The organism is Parasphingomonas zepuensis (assembly GCF_036663735.1).
Lineage (GTDB): Bacteria > Pseudomonadota > Alphaproteobacteria > Sphingomonadales > Sphingomonadaceae > Sphingomonas.
Map to the genome: position 1 here is coordinate 221,199 of NZ_JAXOJO010000001.1, position 19,288 is coordinate 240,486.

The following is a 19,288-nucleotide window of genomic DNA, read 5'->3' on the forward strand; positions in this document are numbered from 1 at the left end:
TGGCCGTCATGCTCTCCGCGCTGGCGATCGCGCTCGTCGGATCGATGCCTCAGCAGCAACAGCATTGAGCGAAACCGCGCGCAACGCGCGGCCGCGTTCCGCCAGCAGTGCCGCTATTTCAGCGCCTTCGTAGCGGAAGGGCGGCTTGCGGCGCTCCGGAAAGGAAATGCGCATCCGCCCGATATCGGTGGCGAAACCGGCCGCTATGGCATCGAGCACGCGGGTCAGCGGCCCCTGCGCGACGACCTGCAGATCGCCACTGGCCTTGTCGGTGTCGCGCGGTCGCATTGCGGCGACCGAATCTTCATTCCATGAAATGTCCAAGCGCGCCTCCCGTGCAATGACACAGGCATCGGCCCATCCTGGTGGCACCGCAATGATATGGGTCAAGTTAACGCAGAATGCGCGGCGATCTTCTTGCGGTGCAAAGGAGGAGCTAAGTGTTCGGCGCCGAAGGTCTTCAGGCGATGAACGCGATCAGCGCAGCCCAAAGAGCGATCGAGACGAGGACCATGATCAAAAAGGCGACGCCGCCGGGAAATCCGTGATTCTCGCGGGTCAGGTCAGGTGCCGGAGCCTGTATTACTTTGGCCATTTTGGCGCTCTCCAACGTTTCTCGTTACTTCAATCAATGCATGAGCGCGCCTTGAGTTCCGCAGCCGTTCAGCGGGGGTGTTCGCGAGTGCGCGGCACCACCTCGAGAATGGCGTCGCCGGGTTCGAGATGGCCGGCCTCGATTTCCCAGAAACCATAAGCGCGATCGTTGCGGTAGATGCGCACGCCGAGCCCGGTGCCGATCAGCGCGAGCGGCTTGCCCACCTCGTCGGCGGTCACGGCACGTTCGTGCAACGCGACGGCACCGTCCGCGGCGGCGAGATCGGCCATATAGTCGGCGATGTGCGGCCCGTGCGTCGAGCCGGCGAGCAGCAGTCCGGCAAAGCTCGCCGGGTTGATGACGGTGGTTGCGCCGGCCTGACGGGCGAGCGCTTCATTATCCTCCGATCGGATCGCGACGCTGATCGGCACGTCGGGCGCCAGGCGGCGGGCCGTGAGCACGATCAGGATCGAGGTATCGTCGCGCCCGGCCGAGATGATGATGGCGCGCGCCTTGTCGATCTTCGCTGCCTCGAGCGTCAGGTTGCGGGTGGCGTCGCCCTCGAGCACGGTCGCGCCGCACGCCTCGGCCAGGTGCAGCGCGGCGGGGCGTTCGTCGATGACGACGATGGTATCGGCACCGTGGCCGCGCCGGATCAGCTCGCACACGGCCTCCGCCCCGCTGGTGCCATAGCCGGCGACCACGATATGGCCATGCAGATGCCGCTGGATAACGCTCATACGCCATTTCTCCCAGACGCGCTTGAGGAGGAAATCATAGGCCGTGCCAAGGAAGATCAGCCACACGAACAGCCGGATCGGCGTGACCACGAACGTATCGAACATCCGCGCCTGCGGCGTGACCGGCACGATATCGCCATAACCGACCGTGGTGATGGTGATCATTGTGAAATAGAGCACATCGCTGAAGGTGATCACCCCGTCGACATGGTCGCGCAGCCCGTCCCGGTAGAACCAGTGCACGGCGAGCGCGATGCAGATCAGCCCGATCGCGAGCAGGACACGCCACACCAAAGACAGCCAGACAGGCGTCCGGCTTTTCCGGCGCAGGCTCAAAAAGCTATCCTGATAGGACGGGCCGCGCAGCATCAGCCCGTGTAGCGCGGCGACGTGGCAAGAAGAAGCTGGATTGCGCGCTTTGCTATGTTCCCGTTTTGATCTAGTTTGCCCGCATGAGCCGATTCGCCCCAGACCTCGTCCCCGCCGACCTGATTCCGGTCATCCTCGCCGCGCCGGCCTGGGCCAGGATCGGCATCACCGTACGCGATCCGCGGCTGCGCGAACGGGCGGCGGAAACGCTGGCGCGGAACATATTGGATGAACTGGGCGGCGGACCCACCCAGGACGCGAACCAGTTGCCGCTCGCGTTGTAACTGCCTGCGCCGGATTGAGGAACGCGCCGCGATTCCGGTCGTTCTGCCTATAGGTCAAGGACCCCGGCGCGCCCCGCCAATTGCCTCGCGCGCTGTCCACCAATGAGGGAGAGCAAGCATGAGTCTCATTATTCTCTTGATCGTCGGCGGCGTGATCGGCTGGCTGGCCAGCATCCTGATGCGCACCGACGGGCAGCAGGGCATATTCCTGAACGTCGTGGTCGGCATCGTCGGCGCAGTACTCGCCGGCTTCCTGGTGTCGCCGCTGCTCGGCGTGCCGCCGATCACCAGCGGCGGATACAGCATCGCGACGATCCTGGTGTCGCTGCTCGGCGCGGTCGTGCTGCTCGCGATCGTCAATCTGGTGCGGCGCGGTTCGGTTCGTTAACCGCCGTTCGCAAGAGGCGCGGGGCGGCTGCAGCCGCCCCGTTGCCGTTCAGACGGCGAGATAGCTGCGCGCGACATAGAGGAACAGCGCGGCCGACAGCGCCGCAGAGACGCCGCAGCACAGATAGCCGATGTAGAGCAGGATTGGCGGATGCGGCCGCTTCAACCGGTTGTTGAGGCTGGCGCCCGACAGCACGAAGCTCGTCAGGAGGCCAAAGGTGAAGGCAATCGATTCGAACATGTGATTGTCCCGCTCGTGAAACAGCCGCGGGCCCCCGCCCCGGTCAAGCCCGCCAATCACAGGCGGCTGGCCGTATCAAGCGACGTGCGCCGCCGGATCGACGAAACGCGGCGAAGGCGCGACGGACGGGAATTTCGGGAACGCGAGCGCAGGGTGCGGGAACGAAAGACCAGGCCGAAGGATGCTGTCCGATCCGGCCTGGTCTTACCCCCGTCAGGTGTGAGCCCAATGCGGTTGCGGGCGATATACGCACCAACCCGTTAAGCGGTTCCCAATAAATTGCGCAGTTTAGTCGGCCAGGCTCATATCTGACGGTGGTCGATATTCGCGGTCAGGCTTCATACATGGGCTGGGGGCCATACCCTCCACCCCCGGCACGGTAACTGAAGAGGCACGATGACTCCCGATCTCGGCGGCACCAATGTGCTGTATCTCCTGCTGGCCGGGCTGATCGTCGCGGCGGTGATCGGGCGTCGCATGTCGGTCGTGCGGACGCTGACCACGCTGGTCGTGTGGGGCATGCTGGGCGCGATATTGGTGATGCTGATCCAGGATCGCGGGCGCTTCGATCCCTATGTCGCCAAGATCGCCGGACTGTTGCAGACTGATCGGCAGGAAGTCGTCGGCAAGGAAGTGCGCATCCGCATGGCGCGCGACGGGCATTTCTGGGTGCGGGCGCGGATCGGCGGGGTCGAGCGGCGCATGCTCGTCGACAGTGGCGCGACCGTGACCGCGCTGTCGGAAGATACCGCGGTAGCTGCCGGAATCGCGGTGAAGCAGGCGGCCTTTCCGGTGGTGCTGCGGACGGCCAATGGCACGGTCAATGCGCAGACCGGCACGATCCCCGAACTGCGCTTCGGCACGATCGTCGCGCGCGAGCTGGCGGTGGTCGTTTCCCCCGCGTTCGGCGATGTCGACGTGATCGGGATGAACTTCCTGTCGCGGCTCAAATCCTGGCGAGTCGAGGGCGGTACGCTGATCCTGACGCCGAACCATCCCCAGCCAGTGAAGCAAGGCGACACCTAAGCCGCCTTCCGCCCGGCCGAGAAGCGCCATAGACCGGCGCGACACCGCCTGGAGGAAGCATGATCGCCCGCGCCCTTGTTGCTGCCCTGCCCGCCCTGCTGATCGGAACGGCCGCCCCGGCGGCCGAGGCCGATTATGTCGTGATCCGCAAGGAAATCCTGGTCGATCGACCTGCCGACGCGGTGTGGCGGCGGATCGGGGATTATTGCGCGATCGCGGAATGGCTGAAACTGACGTGCGAGATCAGATCGGGCAGCGGCGATGTCGGCACGGTGCGGCGGCTCAACGGCGTGACCGAGGAACCGATGATCGCGCGCACTGCCCATTCCTACACCTATGGCCAGACGGCGGGCGGCATGGCCGGCTTCGCCTATCACGGGACGCTGGCGGTCGAGCCCGCCGGCCCGCGCCAGTCCAGGATCATCTACACGCTGATCTACGATTCGGCGCTGATGCCGTCCGATGACGTGCGCAAGGCGCAATATGAACGGATAGGACCGCGTTTCCAGGGCGCGATCGAGACGATGAAGGCGCTGGCCGAGGCAACGCCATAGAACGCCTCGCCCGCTCCCCGGAGGGAGCGGGCGGCGGGCGCCGTTAGAAGGGCGAGGCGCCGATATATTTCAGCAGGCCAAGCACCAGCAGCAGCAGGGCGATGGCGGCGATGATGTTCGCCACGTTGATGCTGCTCTTGGCGACCACCACTTTTTCGTCGCTGTTGATCTCTGCCATGATGAGTCCTTCCTGTTGGCCCGGCGGCAATGAAGGCACCGGCTGTTTATCCGCCTGCCCAACGCGCGAATGCGTGATAGTCTCCCCCGCCGCGTTATCGCCAGGCCGACTGGGTATCGACAGTTCGGCGGAAACCAGCGGCAAGGGACCCGGCCCGCGCTCGAAGTAGCGTCCGCCGCCCCATGGCCGTGCGGGTATAGACAAGCGAGCCCCGGCCGACCCGCGCCTTCCAGCGCGCTGCAAAAATCTCGGCGCTCTCCTTGCGCTGGCCGAGCACCGTCGGCACCGCATGGAAATCGACGCGCAGCCAGCGGCCGAGCCAGCTTTCCCGCACCAGCAGGTACCGCGGATTCTCCACTGGCCCCAGAATCTCCGCCAGCGCATCAAGGAACAGCCGTTCGACTACGCGTTCCGCGCCGAGCAACGTCACCAGCCGCTCACCCTTGAACGAGCGATCTACGACGATTTCGTACGCGCCCGACCAATCGATCAGGCCCGCCGCCTCGAAACTGTCGAGCAGCGCCAGCCCGACCTGATCGATGCTGCGCTCGAGCGATCCGTTGCGAACCAGCAGCCATGCCGCTTTCGCAAGATGGGGCAGGGCGTAGAGCAGCGTCAGCCCGGCAAAGAGCATCACCAGCCCACCCAGCCCGGTCGCGCTCGCGTTACGCAACGCGTTGCCCGCAGAAAAGATCGCGCCGCCGATCCCCGAGAGCACGAGATATTCCAGCGTATCCGCAACCGCGAGCATACGGGGCGCGTAACGCGGGCGGCTGACCTGCCGCATCGTCCGGCGATCCTCCGTGCCCCCGATAGCCCGCTGCCATTTGTCCGCGACTGCGCTGCGGTCAGCGGCATCGGCCAGCATCTCGGCATCCAGTTCGGCGACTGCCGCGGCATCCCATGATCGCCCGGCCAGTCCAAGCCGATCCATCCCGCTTTCGATCGTGTCGCTTATGCCGCGGCCGATCCCGGCGAAGGCGCGGAAGCGGCGCTTCATCAATTCCATATCGGGCCCGAGCGCGCGCCCGATCGGATCGCCGGACGGGATCTCGGCGCTCCAGTCAAAGCTACGCCGCGCGGCTGCCGCGATGCCCGGGGCGTCGGGCACGATGGTCGCAAGGTGCCAGATATTGGCCACTTTGGCGGGATCGGCCGGATCGGTCCGGATCGCCCGACCCCGCATCTGGTTCGACATCATGTAGGAGCCGACATTGCTCGCCAGCACCAGCGTGTTGATCGACGGCGCGTCCCACCCCTCCCCCAGCAGCGCCTGGGTGCCGGTGAGCAGGTTGATCGCCCCCATCGCGAATAGGCGCGTAATGACCGCGACGATGCGATGGCCGTCCGCACCGGCAATACGGACGCGCACATAGCCAGGGCATCCGGGGAGTGACGAGGTGCGCACTGCTTCAGCCGCGACGCCGCACCACGCAGCCGCCTCCGCCAGAGCAGGCTCGGCTCCCGCCGGTATGATGACCAGGGAGCCGCTGACCACGCCGAGCCGCGCCGGGATGCCGGCGAGCCGTAACGTATCGAAGATCGAGGCGACCCCGAGCTTGGCCGGTTCGGGCCGCAGCCCGTCGCCGCGCGGCAGATCACCCTCGCGCACCAGATCGATCAGGACGACCATACGCAACCGCTCGCCCAGGGATTCAGCCTCCGCCCGCGCGATCGCGACGATGCTGTCGAGCTTGGCCAGGCTGTTTGCCATCAGCGTGAACAGCGCGCCGCTTTCACCGATCCGGACATGCCCGCCCTCGATGGCGCCCAGTCGCTGGAGATCGGCCTTCAACCCATCGAACCACGGAAAAGAAGCGAACGCCTCGCGATGCGCGAACAGCACGCCATCCAGCAACGTTTCCATCCAGCGCGGCGAAAGCGGTGGCACATCGCCGCGCCGGACGCCGAGCAATGCCAGTGGCGCGCGTGGCGGCCGCCGCCCGGCAGCCCGCAGGAAGATCAGCATGGCCGACAGGAATTCGGGAGCATCGAGGATATCCTCCTCATAGGCGCCCGGTTCCATCAGCCAGCCATGATCGGACAGACTATCGGCAAAGACCGGGTCGGCCAGCAGTCGATCGAACAGCATCGTCAGGCCGTCGCGCCGCGTGACGATGCGCTCCGCTTCCGGCGCGGTTGCGATGGAGACGTGGAGATAATCCTGGTGCGGACAGAGATTGCCGTGCCGCACCAGTTCCGGGACCGATATCTCCGCATTGATCGGACCGCATAATTCTTCGTAACGGCGCCATTCGGCAAATTCGACATCATAAGGCGGCGTCGCGGTCAGCGAGACGAGGATCGGCTCCGGCAACGCGGCCACCAGTGCCTGCAGGGCACGCCACCACTCGCGCCGCAGATGATGTGCCTCGTCGAGCACGATCGTGACCGGGCCGATCGCAGCCAGCGCCTGCACGAGGTGCGCGAAAACGCCCTCATCGCGCTGAGCTTCGTCGGGCTCCCGGAGTTCGCCTTCGTGGGCGTCTTCCACATCCTCGCCGCTCCGGCCGGCCCAGGCCGCGTGCAGGGCCTGATAGGTGCACACGGTCAGCGCGGCCGGTGCGCCGAGCGACAAGGACACCCAATCGGGCGCAGCGGGGCGGGCGGGCAGAAAGGACTGGCACAGCCGGTCCACCCACTGGTTGCGGATCGTGTTGGTCGGCGCGAGGACGAGGGTCGGGCGGCCGATCCGGCGTATCACTTCAAGCCCCAGCATCGTCTTGCCTGAACCTGGCGCTGCGACGACGTGCAGGCGTCCGTCCGCCAGTCGGGCATCGACATCCGCCAGGATGCGGGCCTGATAATCGCGCCAAGTGCCGGTGAAGCTGAGATGCGATATCATGCGTCGGCCGCTTCTCGGTCGCGGCACCTTCCCGCGCAAGCCCCGCCAGACCCGTCGTGCAATAAATACAGCCGGACTGAGCTACGGAGCGCGAAATCCCGACGCGCGGATCACCGCCGTACGCCGAAGCGGTACAAGGTGGTCGAGCGGAAGGTTTCGCCGGGGCGCAATATGGTCGAGGGGAAGGCCGGCTGGTTCGGGCTGTCGGGGAAATGCTGCGTCTCCAGCGCGAAGCCGGCGCCCTGGCGCAGCATGCGGCCGCCCGTGCCGGCCTGTTTCCCGTTGAACCCGTTGGCGGTGTAGAACTGCACCCCGGGCTCGGTCGTGCGCATTTCGAGCGTGCGGCCGCTCGCCGGATCCCAGGCGCGCGCGCCGACCGGGAGCGGATCGCCGGCCGGACGGTTCAACACGAAATTATGATCGAAGCCGTTGCCGAGCAGGATCTGCGGATCGTTCGAGGCAATGCGCTCGCCCAGCCGGGTCAGCTTGCGCAGATCGAGCGCGGTGCCGGCCACCGGGCGGATCTCCCCGGTCGCGTTGCGGGTCGCGTCGATCGCGGTGAAGCGGTTGGCGGCGATCTGGAGCCAGTGATCGTCGATGCTGCCGATCCTGTCCCCGCCCAGGTTGAAATAGCTGTGGTTGGTCAGGTTGATCACGGTCGGCCTGGTGGTTGTCGCGACGTAATCGAGGCGTACGGCATTGTCGTCGGTCAGCGTGTAGGTGACCGCGACGTCGAGCGCGCCGGGAAAGCCGTTCTCGCCGTCGGCGCTGTGGTAGCTGAGCGTCAGGCTGCGGCAGCCGGCGGCCTGGCACGGGGCCGCCCGCCAGACCTTCGACGCGAAGCCGGGGCGGCCGCCATGCGATACGATCGCGGCGGGATCGGGCGAGAGCGGATAGCGGATCCCGTCGATCGTGAAGCCGCCATGCGAGATGCGGTTGGCGTAGCGGCCGATGATCGCGCCGACCGTCGGCATTGCCTCGTACGCCGCGACGTCGGGCAGCGCGAGGACGACGTTGGCGAAGCGCCCGGCGCGATCGGGCACGCTGATCTCGTCGATCACGCCGCCCAGGGTGAGCACGCCGAGCCGCGCGCCGTTGGCGTTGCGGAGGGTGAAGCGATCGACCTGCTCGCCCTGAGCCGTGCGGCCATAGGGGAGCCGATCGAGGCCCGACGGCGAAGCGGCGGCCAGCGGGAGCGCCAGCAGGCCGAGCAGCGCGGCGCGAATCATCCTTCCCTCCTCCAGTCGATTCGCCGCCGGGGCGAACCGTTGACGCCAGTGTGTGCCGATCCGGCACGGGCTTCAACAGGGCCGGAAAACCGGGGTTTCCGTACACGGGAGAGCTGAATCCGGACAGCGCTTTATGGCATTTTTAAGGAGATCGAGTCGGCAATTTGTTACGGAATTTCAAATAGGAAGCAGCCTGGAGGCGAGATTTCCAACACGGGGAGATCGCCCGTTTCGTGCCATTTCCGTTGAGGGCTCTCTGACCATGTCCGGACCGCCGCCAGGACCACGCCTCGAATCGCCGCGATCATGGCGGAGATCGACGCGGCGCCTGTTCATCCTGCTGTTCCCGGTCGCGCTGCCGGCCTGGCTGGGCGTGATGTTCGCCAAGAACGGGCTGATCGCCCTCAGCCACGCGGCGCTGTACGTCTGGAAGTTCTGCGCCGATCCGCCGCGGCGGCGCATCGGCTATCATGAGCGGACATCGGCGCGGGTATCCGGACGATCGACGGCCCTGATCCTGAAGCGCGGCCGGGGCGAGCGCTTCTTCGACTACTGACAGCAAAACGGCGCGGGAAACCGGAGTTTCCCGCGCCGCTCGCGCCTGGATTAGCGGTAGCCTGGATTAGCGGTAGTTGCGGTGCCCGCCGCGACCGCCGTCACGCCGGCCATCGCCCCGATAATGACCGCGATCGTTGTTCCGATACCCGTTATACCCGTTATACCCGTTATAGTAGCGCTGGCTGTAGTAACGCTGGTTGTAATAACGCTGCGGATAGACCGGGCGGTAATCGCGGTAGCTATACTGGTCGTAGCCATAGCCGTAGCCGCCGCCGTCATAATAATAATCCGGCTCGTAATAGCCGTCGTTACGACCCGAGGAGGCAATAGCCGCGCCGATCGCGAGACCAGCGATGCCGGCGACGATCGCGGTGTCGCCATTGTTATGATGGCGATAGCCGCGATCATAACGCTGCGCCTGGGCAGGCACGGCGACGGTGAGCGCGGTGGCGCCGAGCGCGAGCGCGAGGCCCGCCTTGGCAAACAGGGTCTTCATGAATTTGCTCCTCGGGGGCGGGCGCGAAGACGTCCGGAATGGACGTCGGCCCGTGCCGGCTTGGGACCTATATGGGGTTAACGGGCTGAATATGCACGGAACGTGCCTTGCAGCACCCGTTCATCGCGCAAGACAGGCCTTGCCCAACAGGTCGCGACCCGCGCCCGGGACCGGAGCACGGGGCCGCGCGCCGCTCACTGCTCCATCTTGAACAGATCCTGGAAGATCAGCGCGCCCCAGATGCGACCACGGGCGTGGACCAGGGCGCCGCCCTCGCCCAGCTTGCCCAGCGCGACGGGGGCGAAGCCGAGCTGCCGGGCCAGATCCGCCACGGGCGCGACCGCGTCCGCGTCGTCGCTCGACAGGAAGACGACCCGGTGGCCGCCCTTGACGACCGGATCGGTGGCCAGGGTGGCCGCGATCAGGTGATTGAACCCTTTCACCAGCCTGGCGCCGGGGAAGGCCCTTGCGACGAAGGCCGAGGACGGGAGGCCGTCCAGCTCTTCAGGGGTGATGCCATAAGTGTTGGTCACGTCGACGATCGTCTTGCCTTCCCAGTCCGGCAGGGCCTTCCCAACCGCGGCATGCTCCACGAACGGGACCGCGAGGAAGATCGTGTCGGCCTGAAGCGCATCCTGAAGCGACCTGGCGACGACTCCCGGTCCGATCGCCCGGGCCTGTGGCGCCAGCGCCTCGGCCGGGCGGCGGCTCGCGACGGTCACGTCGATGTTCCTGCGGGCAAAGGCGTGGGCGAGGGCCTGGCCGATCTTGCCGAATCCGATGATTGCATAGCGCATGATATTTCTCCGATAGGTGCCCGGCCTTCAGCGGCGCCGGGCTTTCCGTTTCGCGGATCAGGACGCGATGTCAGATCGCCGAGAAGCCGCCGTCGACCGACAATTCCACGCCGTTCACGAAGCTCGAATCGTCCGACGCGAGGAACAGCGCGACTGCCGCGATTTCCTCGGGACGGCCCATCGTGCCGCGCGGGATCAGGGATGCGAACATCTGCTTCGCCTCCGGGGTGAGGACCTGATCCTGCATCGGCGTGGCGATCGGGCCCGGGCTCAGCACGTTCACCCGGATATTCCTGTCCTTCAGCTCATTGAGCCAGGTGCGGGCGAAGGAGCGCAGCGCCGCCTTGCTCGCCGCATAGACGCCGTAGCCGGGGAAGCCCTTCACCGAGGCGACCGAGCCAGTCATGAAGATCGATCCGCCATCGTTGAACAGCGGCAGCGCCTTCTGCACCGTGAACAGCGTGCCGCGCGTGTTCAGGCCGAACGCCGCATCGAAATGCTGCTCGGTGATCTCGCCCAGCGGGACGGCTTCGCCCATGCCGGCGCTCGCATAGAGGATGTCGATCTTGCCTTTTTCCCGCCTGACCGCATCGAACAGGCGATCGAGATCGTCGAGATTGGCCGCGTCGCCGCGCACGCCGGTGACGTTGCGGCCGATCAGCGCGACGGCCTCGTCAAGCGTCTCCTGCCGGCGGCCCGTGATGAAGACATAGGCGCCTTCCTCGACGAAGCGCCGGGCGCTCGCCAGCGCCATGCCGCTCGATCCACCCGTGATGACGGCTACCTTATTTTCGAGCTTTCCCATGATGTGTCCTTCGAATTCCGTTCGGGAACGTCCCCGAGACAATCGAAATGGGACTGCCGGCGTCTGGTGTTGAGTGTGCAGGCGCGCACATCGGTGGTGCGTAATCGATCCACCCCGACGGCTGGCGACGGCCGCGACTATGGGTGTCCGCGGTTCGGCATTGGGAAGTGCCTGGCAGCATGAGCCGTTGATGACAGCCCGTGCTACCCCCGGTACGAGAGGGTGTTGGATCTGTCGGACCCGGCTTTGAGAGGCGCACCGTGCGGTGCGGGATTGCACCATGATCGACTGGGATGACGTTCGCTATTTCCTCGCCGTGGCGCGTGGCGGCTCAGTGCGGGCGGCTGCCGAGCGGCTGGGGGTGAACCATTCGACCGTTCTGCGCCGCATCGCCCAGCTCGAGGATCGGCTCGGCGTGCAGATGTTCGAAAAGCTGCCGTCGGGATATCGCCTGACGGCGGCGGGCGAGGAAGTGCTGGAGTTCGCGGACCAGATGGAAGCATCGTCGCACCAGCTGGAGACGCGCGTCTTCGGGCGCGACCAGGGCGTGCGCGGGCTCTTGCGGGTGACGATGGCGCCGCCCGTCGCGACGCATCTGCTCATGCCCGACTTCGCCGATTTCGCGCGCCTGAATCCGGACATCGAAATGGAGATCCTGTCGTCCGGCGAGCTGGCGAACCTGACCAACCGCGAGGCCGATGTGGCGATCCGCGTCGTCTATGACCGCAAGACCCTGCCGCTCAATCTTCACGGGCTGAAGGGACCGGAGGTGTTCGGCGGCGTCTATATGGCCCGCGACCGGCTGGCCGCATGGCGCGCGGGCGCGCCCGATCCGATCCGGTGGATCGTGATCAGCATGCACGGCATTCCGGACTGGGCCAGCGCGGGTGAGATCCGCACCACGGGGGATCCGTTCAGGACCACGGACGCCGGGGCACAGATCGTCGCTGTGCGGCAAGGGATCGGGATCACCACGCTGCCCTGCTTTGTCGGCGATGCCGACCCGCTGCTGGTGCGGGTGCCGGGCACTGAGCTGCATTTGTACGGCACGCTCTGGCTGCTCACCCAGGGGGAGACGCGCAAGACGAAGCGCGTGCGGCTGTTCACGGAGTTCGTGTCGCGCAGGCTTGCGGGGTACGGGGGGCTTTTTGCGGGGGTGTCCGTGGCGCGCGACTGAGGCGGGGGCGTGCGGCGGTGGGTGGCGGGGGAGCGTTGGGCCGGCCGGCATTTTGTGAGCATCCTGTTCCCCGGCGAAGGCCGGGGCCTAGTTGGAAAGGTTGTTGTAACGACGCCCAGCGTTAGCCAAAATCGTCCCCCGACTTGGCCCCGGCCTTCGCCGGGGAACAGGAAGACTGAAGGTGATCGAGTCTGTCCGCGCCGATCCCATGCAAGACGATCCGTAGACAAACTCGGCGGTGAGCGGGGCGACCGCCGGGAAGTATGGCGTAGGCCGTAACATGGCCGAGATTGGCTGATCAGGAGACGGTCGCCCGGTGCGAATACTTCCGAAAAACCCGATATAAAACAGCCACGTAATAACCAGCCACCGCAAGCAAAAACAGAGCCATGGCTTGTAACACCGGCCCTCCGATCGAATCCTCGAAGTCGCTCACATTCAGCGCAAACAGCATTATGGACCATCCGCCTGCCACCAGCGCGTACGCGACGGGAAGCATCAGCAGATGCAGTATCCAGGCGTTGCGAAAGCGCTTCGACCAGCGCCAAAACACGACGGAAACCGTGATTGGACCAAAAGTTGCGACCAGCCAGCCAAAACATCCTGCGGCCTGCTTCCATGCCGGAATCGTTTGCACGCTGGTATACATCTCGGCAGCGCCAAAGGCCGCATCGAGAAAAAGCGCCGACGTGACGATCACCGCCACCAATGCGAATATGTCAAGGCGGTTAGGCCGGAAGCGGCTCTCCATGGCGAAATCATAGCATGTCGATACATGCGCGCCAGTGGGCGGGAGACGTCACACCTCCGGCGCCAGCCACGCGAACGACACGTAACCTCCGAAGAGCAGGACAAGGATCGCTGCAGCCAACAGGATGCCGCACGAGGTTGTCGGGCTTTTTGATCGATTCGTCATACGATGGGGCTGAACGGACGACCGCTATTGAGCAAGCGCGGCTGGAATTGGGGCGATAGCGGCCTGACAGCATTTCGCCTGATAGCTGCTGGTCCTTTTTCAGGCGTTACGCACCCCGCTGCTGCGGCCGAACGACGGAAGGTGAGGAAAGCGGGCCTTCGTCGATCAGGCGCGACTAACACTCCGCGCGCCAAAGAAGCAGACGATGGCTAGGAAGGCCCCGAACGCCGCATGTCGGCCCATCTCGGCGAGCGTAGCGTCACCGCCAACGGCCGCTTCCGGGCGAGTTCTGCCTGACGGTTTGTTTTATCGCTTCCAAAGACAGATTCGAGTCTCATTGTTGACGTAGCAGGCCCCGTGCTTCGTTACCTTGCCCAATTGGCTCTGCGCATGCGTGGCGCGCTTGTTCTCGTTCCAATGCGCTTCCCATCCTGACCCGATTGCGCCGTTGTCGAGCAGCTCGTGATCGACCTGGACGAAAAAGTCGGTTGAAATCTCCTCCGCGAATATCCCGGGTCGACGATAGTCGACGCCGCCAAACACCTGATGCGGCCCGTGAAATTCAAGGGCCCCGCCCCTGGATATGGAATAGGCACATGGGCCGGCGATGTAGGTATGCCCCCGAACGTCGAGCCGGCAACGTCCCAGCTTGTAATGCTCAGGCAGGCGGCTGGCCGTTAGCAACGGCGGGTGCCGCATGAGCCGGTCGGCCACGTCATATACCGGGGGAAGATGACGCATGGCGCGTGTCTGCCGGGCATCGGCCGCCCCGCCGATTGCCAGGATCAGAACCAGGGCCATCGCGAACCGCATCGTCACATCCAAAACACGCCGAAGACCTTTGCCAGACTAGCGGGACTTCTCCCCGCCGCAATGCCCGGGCACGCGCTCAACTGGACGAATGGCGGCTTTCGGGATGACGGAGCCTGTCGTCGAACGGCGGTATTTAGGGCGCGTAGCTGACAACGAACCTCTAAGGCCCCTTCCCTCGCCACGGTATCGCCGGACGCACCGCGGCCGCCGCTCAGGCATAGGCCGTACCGGCCAGCGCCGCCTCGACGCCCGCAGTCCCCCTGTCGATCAGCGCCAGGAAGATGCGGTTCGCCTCGTTCGGGTCCTGCGTCCGGCCGACAGCTTCATGCGCCTGGGTGAACGCCACGGTCCAGACCGCGGCGACCAGTCCCGCGGCGAGATGGGCGTTCGGATCATCGTGCGGGCGCGCGGCGGCATCGGCCAGGGCGGCGGCCAGCGCGCGCACGAAATCGTCGCGCATCTGGCGGGCGCGCGCCTTCAGGGTCTCGCTGGCGAGCGCCGTTTCGACGAACAGATAGGTGCCGCGGAAAAGCGGGAAGGATGGATCCGGCTGCTCGACCAGCCGATGCGCCAGCGACCTGAGCGCCTGGACGGGCGAGGTACCAGCGCCGCGCCCCTTGATGGCCGCGAAGGCGACGTCGCGGATCTCCTGCTCCCGATCGAAGAACATGTCCTCCTTGCGGGGGAAATGGTTGAACACCGTCATCCGCCCCACATCGGCCGCCTCGGCGATCTCGTCGATCGTCACCTGATCGAAGCCGCGCTCGAAGAAGAGGCGGGTCGCCACGTCGGAGATCGCCTGGCGGGTAATCAGCCGCTTGCGCGTTCGTCTCTCGGCTGGTTGTGGCATGGCTTGCTTTCTATACTCAGTATATTTATGTATTGAGTCTACTTAATGGCATCCGAAATTGAGGTAACCATGGTCGATCCGTCAAGCTCCGTCTCCTCGGCCGCGACCGCCGATCGAATCCCGGTTCTGGTCAGCGGTGCGAGCTTCGCCGGCCTGGCCACCGCCTTCTGGATGACGCGGCTCGGCTATCGGGTGACGATCGTCGAGGCCGCAAGGTGCCTTCGCAGGGGCGGCACCCCCGTCGACATCGAGGGAGAGACGATCGGCATCCTCACCCGCATGGGGATGATCGATGTGGTGCGAGCGAAGGCGCTCCCGCCGCGGGACTTCGAGTTCAAGGATGAGGACGACGCGACCCTGGGCGGGTTGACGCCCGCCTCTCGTCCGGACGACCTGACGGCGGCCCGCTTCGAGATCCACCGGGACGATCTGCTCGACATCCTGTTCGCATCGATCGACGGCTCGGTCGAGCTGCTGTTCGGCCGCTCCATCACCCGCCTGGACGACGGCCCGGAGAGCGTGTCCGTCTCGTTCGACGATGGTTCGCAGGGCGACTATGCGTTGGTCTTCGGGTGCGACGGCAACCGCTCCAACACCCGATCGCTGGCGTTCGACGATGCCGGGGCGTCCTATTATATGGGCGGCTATTTCTACCTGCGGGTGGTGCCGGAGACCGGCCTGGTTCCGGCGAACAGATCGCAGGTGTTCAGCGTCCCCGGCCGGACGGCCATGCTGAACGGCTATGACGACCGCACGGACATCGCACTCGCCTTCCGGTCCGATCGGCAAATCGACTATGACTTTCGCGACAAGGCACAGCAGCGCCGCCTGATCCATGATCACTTCGCGGGGCTGGGCTGGAAGGTGCCGGAGATGCTCGCGCACCTCGATGCCGATGGAGACTTCTACTTCGACCAGGCGAACCAGATCCGGATGAAGACGTGGTCGAAAGGCCGCGTCGCGCTGGTCGGCGACGCGGGATATTGCGTATCCCCCGTGGCTGGCCTGGGCGGATCGATGGCGCTGATTGGCGCGGCGCGGCTGGCCGATGCCCTTCAGCGCCATCCGGACGATCACGCCGCCGCGTTTCGGGACTATGAAACGAAGCTTCGCCCCTTTGTGGAGGAAGTCCAGCAGAGCGCGGCGACCGCCGGCATGGCGATGCTGTTCCCCGCGGACGAGGGCGAGCTGGAGGAGCGCAACCGCAAGATCCGCGCGGGGGAGATCGATCTATGACGGGATTTCCCGCGTCGCGCCGTTCGAGCCGACAGGCGGCGATAGCAGCCCTTCACCGCTAAGCGATCTGCTCAGCCCACTGGCGAAAAATACCTATGGCTGCTGACAAGTCGAGTGGGCCGCAGGACACCTCGAACGTGCGGCCCTGCAAGGACGCTACCCACCAGCTTCCCGTCCGGCGCCACTCCTCCAGGTCGTTGCTGGGCTCACCGCATGTGACGCGTTCGAAAGCCTTGTCTGCTAACGATGTGTCCGTCAGATCGATTTTGAGCGACCAGCCCGGGTTGTCGAGCGTGTCAATCTTCACCCCGTAGGAGTGTTCCCAATCATCATCGCATTGGGACAAATACCACTCGCTCAACCATCTGAAGTTATCGTCGTCCATGGCAGCAACATCGGCCAGTGAAGAACCGTCCGCAATCGGGAATGTATCACTGGGCCCTGTACGGAAGATTGGCGCGTTCTCTGCCACGACGACCGTACGCACGAGGCATAGCGGCATGCCGCGATCAGACCGAAGTCCCTCCCTTGACCCTGACATGATGTCAGACTCCATATAGAGCGTGCATCCGGAGATTCGAGCATGACCGACGCGCACGCCCAACATCATCAGCACCAGCCCGAGCACGCGCATGGATCGCATTGCGCGCACCATGCGCCGTCCGCCCCGGCCGGCCCGGTGCCGGAAGGGGCGATCTGGACGTGTCCGATGCATCCGCAGATCCGGCGGGACGGGCCCGGGACCTGCCCGATCTGCGGCATGGCGCTGGAGCCGGAGGCGCCGTCGCTCGACGATGCGCCGAATCCCGAGCTGGTCGATTTCACCCGGCGGCTGTGGGTGGCGGGGCTGTTGTCGGTGCCGTTGCTGGTGCTGTCGATGGGTGCGGAGATGCTTGGCCTGACGCTGCTGCCGCCGGCCTGGTCGGCCTGGGCGCAGCTCGCGCTGACCGCGCCGATCGTGTTGTGGGCCGGCCTGCCCTTTTTCGAGCGCGGCTGGACCTCGCTGCGCACGCGCCATCTCAACATGTTCACCCTGATCGCGATCGGCGTGGGCGCGGCGTTCCTGTACAGCCTGGTCGCGACCGTCGCGCCCGGCATCTTCCCGATGACCTTCCACGCGCACGGCATGGGCCCGCCGGTCTATTACGAGGCGGCGGGGATCGTCGTGACGCTCGTGCTGCTCGGCCAGGTGCTCGAGCTGCGCGCGCGGGCGGCGACGGGCAAGGCGATCCGCGCGCTGATGAAGCTGGCGCCGAAGACCGCGCGGCGGATCGCCGCCGACGGGAGCGAGAGCGAGATCGAGCTGTCCGAAGTCCATCCCGGCGACCGGCTGCGCATCCGCCCCGGCGAGGCAGTGCCGGTCGACGGCGTGACGATCGAGGGGCGCTCCGCCGTCGACGAATCGATGCTGACCGGCGAGCCGATGCCGATCGAGAAAAGCGCTGGCGCGGCGCTGACCGGCGGAACCGTCAACGGCACCGGCAGCCTGGTGATGGAGGCGCAGGCAGTCGGCACGGACACGGTGCTGGCGCGGATCGTGCGCATGGTGGCCGAGGCGCAGCGCAGCCGCGCGCCGATCCAGGCCGTGGCGGACCGGGTGTCGGGATGGTTCGTGCCGGGCGTGGTGCTGATCGCGATCGTGACGTTTATCGTGTGGAGCCTGATCGGGCCGGAGCCGCGCTTCGGCCATGCTTTGCTCAACGCCATCGCGGTGCTGATCATCGCCTGTCCCTGTGCGCTCGGCCTCGCCACGCCGATGTCGATCATGGTCGCGGCCGGGCGCGGCGCGCATGCCGGGGTGCTGATCAAGCACGCCGAGGCGCTGCAGGCGTTCGACACGGTCGATACGCTGGTGATCGACAAGACCGGCACGCTGACCGAGGGCCGGCCGACGCTGATCGGGATCGAGACGGCCGGGGGCGTGGAAGAGGACCGCCTGCTGGCGCTGAGCGCGGCGGTCGAGGCGTTATCCGAGCATCCGCTGGCGCAGGCGATCGTTGCCGCGGCGCGGGGGCGTGGGCTGGCCGTGGGGGCCGCCGGGGATTTCGCTTCGCTGACTGGCGAAGGCGTGACGGCGATTGTGGACGGCCGTGCCGTGGCGATCGGCAATACCGCGCTGATGACCCGGCTGGGCGCCGACCCCGCCCCGCTGGAGGCGGCTGCGGAGGCGCGCCGGGCAGAGGGGGCGGGCGTGATGCTGGTCGCGATCGACGGGGCGCTGGCCGGGTTGCTGGCGGTGGCCGATCCGGTCCGCGCCTCGGCGCGCGACGCGATCGTCGCGCTGCGGGCCGAGGGGCTGCGCATCGTCATGCTGACCGGCGACAATCGCACCACGGCCGAGGCGGTCGCACGCACGGTCGGCGGGCTGGACGAGGTGCGCGCCGGGCTGAAGCCGGAGGACAAGGCCGCCGTGATCGCCGAGCTGAAGGCGGCGGGGGCGCGTGTCGCCATGGCCGGGGACGGGGTGAACGACGCGCCGGCACTGGCCGCGGCCGATGTCGGGCTGGCGATGGGCACGGGCACTGACGTGGCGATCGAAAGCGCGGGCATCACGCTGACGCGCGGCGACCTGTCGGCGATCGTGCGGGCGCGGCGGCTGGCGCGGGCGACGATGCGCAACATCCGCCAGAACCTGTTCTTCTCCTTCCTGTTCAACGGCATCGGCGTGCCGGTGGCGGCGGGGGTGCTCTATCCGGTCGCGGGGCTGTTGTTGTCGCCGATGGTGGCGGGGGCGGCGATGGCGCTGTCGTCCTTCACCGTGGTGCTGAACGCATTGCGGCTGAACGCGGTGAAGCTGTGAAGATCGGCGGCGCCTCGGCCGCGAGCGGCGTCTCGCAACGGATGATCCGCCATTACGAGGCGATCGGCCTGATCGAGGCCGCGCCGCGCCGGGATTCGGGCTATCGCGACTATTCGGACAGCGACGTGCACCGTCTGCGCTTCATCGCCAATGCGCGCGACCTGGGCTTTCCGGTGAGCGATATCGCCGCGCTGCTCGGCCTGTGGTCCGATAGCGGGCGCGACAATGCCGAGGTACGGCGGCTCGCGCTGGCCCGGGCGGCGGAGTTGCACCGCAAGGCGGTGGCGCTGGAGGCGATGCGCAAGACGTTGGTGGACCTGGCCGAACGCTGCAAGGGCGGATCGCGGCCGGATTGCCCGATCCTTGCGGCGCTCGAGGGGGGTTGAGTATGC

Annotated in this window: 23 protein-coding genes; 9 read left to right on the forward strand and 14 right to left on the reverse strand. The window is 66.3% G+C overall.

Going from position 1 to position 19,288, the window contains the following annotated elements; genetic code table 11:
- Positions 1-6: 6 nt before the first annotated feature.
- The 3 genes from U1769_RS01050 to U1769_RS01060 form a co-directional block, all read right to left on the reverse strand.
- Positions 7-324, reverse strand: coding sequence for a hypothetical protein (locus U1769_RS01050; RefSeq protein WP_332710932.1), 318 nt, complete (start codon positions 322-324; stop codon positions 7-9).
- Positions 325-460: 136 nt separating this feature from the next.
- A complete protein-coding gene (locus U1769_RS01055) occupies positions 461-595 on the reverse strand; it encodes a hypothetical protein (protein WP_332710933.1) in 135 nt (44 codons plus the stop codon).
- 68 nt (positions 596-663) lie between these two features.
- Complete coding sequence (locus U1769_RS01060; RefSeq protein ID WP_332710935.1) at positions 664-1,704, reverse strand: potassium channel family protein; 1,041 nt, start codon at positions 1,702-1,704, stop codon at positions 664-666.
- A gap of 83 nt (positions 1,705-1,787) precedes the next feature.
- On the opposite strand from U1769_RS01060, the gene U1769_RS01065 reads away from it, so the two are divergent.
- Together U1769_RS01065 and U1769_RS01070 are read left to right on the forward strand one after the other, a co-directional pair.
- The gene (locus tag U1769_RS01065; protein WP_332710937.1) at positions 1,788-1,988 is read left to right on the forward strand and encodes a DUF6771 family protein; all 201 of its coding nucleotides are present in this window, start codon (positions 1,788-1,790) and stop codon (positions 1,986-1,988) included.
- Positions 1,989-2,106: 118 nt separating this feature from the next.
- A complete protein-coding gene (locus U1769_RS01070; protein WP_332710939.1) occupies positions 2,107-2,376 on the forward strand; it encodes a GlsB/YeaQ/YmgE family stress response membrane protein in 270 nt (89 codons plus the stop codon).
- A gap of 48 nt (positions 2,377-2,424) precedes the next feature.
- On the opposite strand, the gene U1769_RS01075 is transcribed toward U1769_RS01070, so the two are convergent.
- The gene (locus U1769_RS01075) at positions 2,425-2,616 is read right to left on the reverse strand and encodes a hypothetical protein (RefSeq protein WP_332710940.1); all 192 of its coding nucleotides are present in this window, start codon (positions 2,614-2,616) and stop codon (positions 2,425-2,427) included.
- Between the two features lie 396 nt (positions 2,617-3,012).
- On the opposite strand from U1769_RS01075, the gene U1769_RS01080 reads away from it, so the two are divergent.
- A complete protein-coding gene (locus U1769_RS01080; protein WP_332710942.1) occupies positions 3,013-3,642 on the forward strand; it encodes a retropepsin-like aspartic protease family protein in 630 nt (209 codons plus the stop codon).
- Between the two features lie 59 nt (positions 3,643-3,701).
- On the forward strand, positions 3,702-4,196 hold the full coding sequence (locus tag U1769_RS01085; protein ID WP_332710944.1) for an SRPBCC family protein: 495 nt from the start codon (positions 3,702-3,704) through the stop codon (positions 4,194-4,196).
- A gap of 43 nt (positions 4,197-4,239) precedes the next feature.
- On the opposite strand, the gene U1769_RS01090 is transcribed toward U1769_RS01085, so the two are convergent.
- The 3 genes from U1769_RS01090 to U1769_RS01100 form a co-directional block, all read right to left on the reverse strand.
- Positions 4,240-4,374, reverse strand: coding sequence for a hypothetical protein (locus tag U1769_RS01090; protein WP_332710946.1), 135 nt, complete (start codon positions 4,372-4,374; stop codon positions 4,240-4,242).
- A gap of 94 nt (positions 4,375-4,468) precedes the next feature.
- Positions 4,469-7,219, reverse strand: a complete 2,751-nt coding sequence (locus U1769_RS01095; RefSeq protein WP_332710947.1) for a DEAD/DEAH box helicase family protein — start codon at positions 7,217-7,219, stop codon at positions 4,469-4,471.
- A gap of 110 nt (positions 7,220-7,329) precedes the next feature.
- Positions 7,330-8,448, reverse strand: coding sequence for an aldose epimerase family protein (locus tag U1769_RS01100; RefSeq protein WP_332710949.1), 1,119 nt, complete (start codon positions 8,446-8,448; stop codon positions 7,330-7,332).
- A 262-nt stretch (positions 8,449-8,710) separates the two neighbouring features.
- Here U1769_RS01100 and U1769_RS01105 point away from each other — a divergent pair, with 262 nt between their 5' ends.
- Positions 8,711-9,004: a hypothetical protein gene (locus tag U1769_RS01105; RefSeq protein WP_332710950.1), complete on the forward strand. Its 294-nt coding sequence runs from the start codon at positions 8,711-8,713 to the stop codon at positions 9,002-9,004.
- A gap of 66 nt (positions 9,005-9,070) precedes the next feature.
- On the opposite strand, the gene U1769_RS01110 is transcribed toward U1769_RS01105, so the two are convergent.
- The 3 genes from U1769_RS01110 to U1769_RS01120 all read right to left on the reverse strand — a co-directional run bounded on the left by U1769_RS01110 (position 9,071) and on the right by U1769_RS01120 (position 11,104).
- Positions 9,071-9,502 (reverse strand): hypothetical protein, encoded by a 432-nt coding sequence (locus tag U1769_RS01110; RefSeq protein ID WP_332710952.1) that lies wholly within the window; start codon positions 9,500-9,502, stop codon positions 9,071-9,073.
- Positions 9,503-9,696: 194 nt separating this feature from the next.
- Positions 9,697-10,299 carry an NADPH-dependent F420 reductase gene (locus U1769_RS01115; protein WP_332710954.1) on the reverse strand — a complete coding sequence of 201 codons (603 nt, stop codon included), beginning with the start codon at positions 10,297-10,299 and terminating at the stop codon, positions 9,697-9,699.
- A gap of 70 nt (positions 10,300-10,369) precedes the next feature.
- Positions 10,370-11,104, reverse strand: a complete 735-nt coding sequence (locus tag U1769_RS01120; RefSeq protein ID WP_332710956.1) for an SDR family NAD(P)-dependent oxidoreductase — start codon at positions 11,102-11,104, stop codon at positions 10,370-10,372.
- Between the two features lie 280 nt (positions 11,105-11,384).
- Here U1769_RS01120 and U1769_RS01125 point away from each other — a divergent pair, with 280 nt between their 5' ends.
- Positions 11,385-12,281, forward strand: coding sequence for a LysR family transcriptional regulator (locus U1769_RS01125; protein WP_332710958.1), 897 nt, complete (start codon positions 11,385-11,387; stop codon positions 12,279-12,281).
- A gap of 298 nt (positions 12,282-12,579) precedes the next feature.
- Here the strand turns inward: U1769_RS01125 and U1769_RS01130 are convergent, their stop codons facing one another.
- From U1769_RS01130 to U1769_RS01140, 3 genes are all read right to left on the reverse strand, one after another.
- The gene (locus U1769_RS01130; protein ID WP_332710960.1) at positions 12,580-13,032 is read right to left on the reverse strand and encodes a hypothetical protein; all 453 of its coding nucleotides are present in this window, start codon (positions 13,030-13,032) and stop codon (positions 12,580-12,582) included.
- 471 nt (positions 13,033-13,503) lie between these two features.
- Positions 13,504-14,010, reverse strand: coding sequence for a hypothetical protein (locus U1769_RS01135; RefSeq protein WP_332710962.1), 507 nt, complete (start codon positions 14,008-14,010; stop codon positions 13,504-13,506).
- 211 nt (positions 14,011-14,221) lie between these two features.
- The gene (locus U1769_RS01140) at positions 14,222-14,860 is read right to left on the reverse strand and encodes a TetR/AcrR family transcriptional regulator (RefSeq protein ID WP_332710963.1); all 639 of its coding nucleotides are present in this window, start codon (positions 14,858-14,860) and stop codon (positions 14,222-14,224) included.
- A 45-nt stretch (positions 14,861-14,905) separates the two neighbouring features.
- On the opposite strand from U1769_RS01140, the gene U1769_RS01145 reads away from it, so the two are divergent.
- Positions 14,906-16,096, forward strand: coding sequence for an FAD-dependent monooxygenase (locus tag U1769_RS01145; protein ID WP_332710965.1), 1,191 nt, complete (start codon positions 14,906-14,908; stop codon positions 16,094-16,096).
- A 58-nt stretch (positions 16,097-16,154) separates the two neighbouring features.
- On the opposite strand, the gene U1769_RS01150 is transcribed toward U1769_RS01145, so the two are convergent.
- Complete coding sequence (locus tag U1769_RS01150) at positions 16,155-16,751, reverse strand: immunity 53 family protein (RefSeq protein ID WP_332710967.1); 597 nt, start codon at positions 16,749-16,751, stop codon at positions 16,155-16,157.
- 54 nt (positions 16,752-16,805) lie between these two features.
- Between U1769_RS01150 and U1769_RS01155 the strand changes: the two genes are divergently transcribed.
- Positions 16,806-18,896, forward strand: coding sequence for a copper-transporting P-type ATPase (locus U1769_RS01155; RefSeq protein WP_332710969.1), 2,091 nt, complete (start codon positions 16,806-16,808; stop codon positions 18,894-18,896).
- Positions 18,893-19,282, forward strand: coding sequence for a MerR family DNA-binding protein (locus tag U1769_RS01160; RefSeq protein ID WP_332710971.1), 390 nt, complete (start codon positions 18,893-18,895; stop codon positions 19,280-19,282). The genes U1769_RS01155 and U1769_RS01160 overlap by 4 nt, the downstream gene beginning before the upstream one ends.
- Positions 19,283-19,288: the final 6 nt, after the last annotated feature.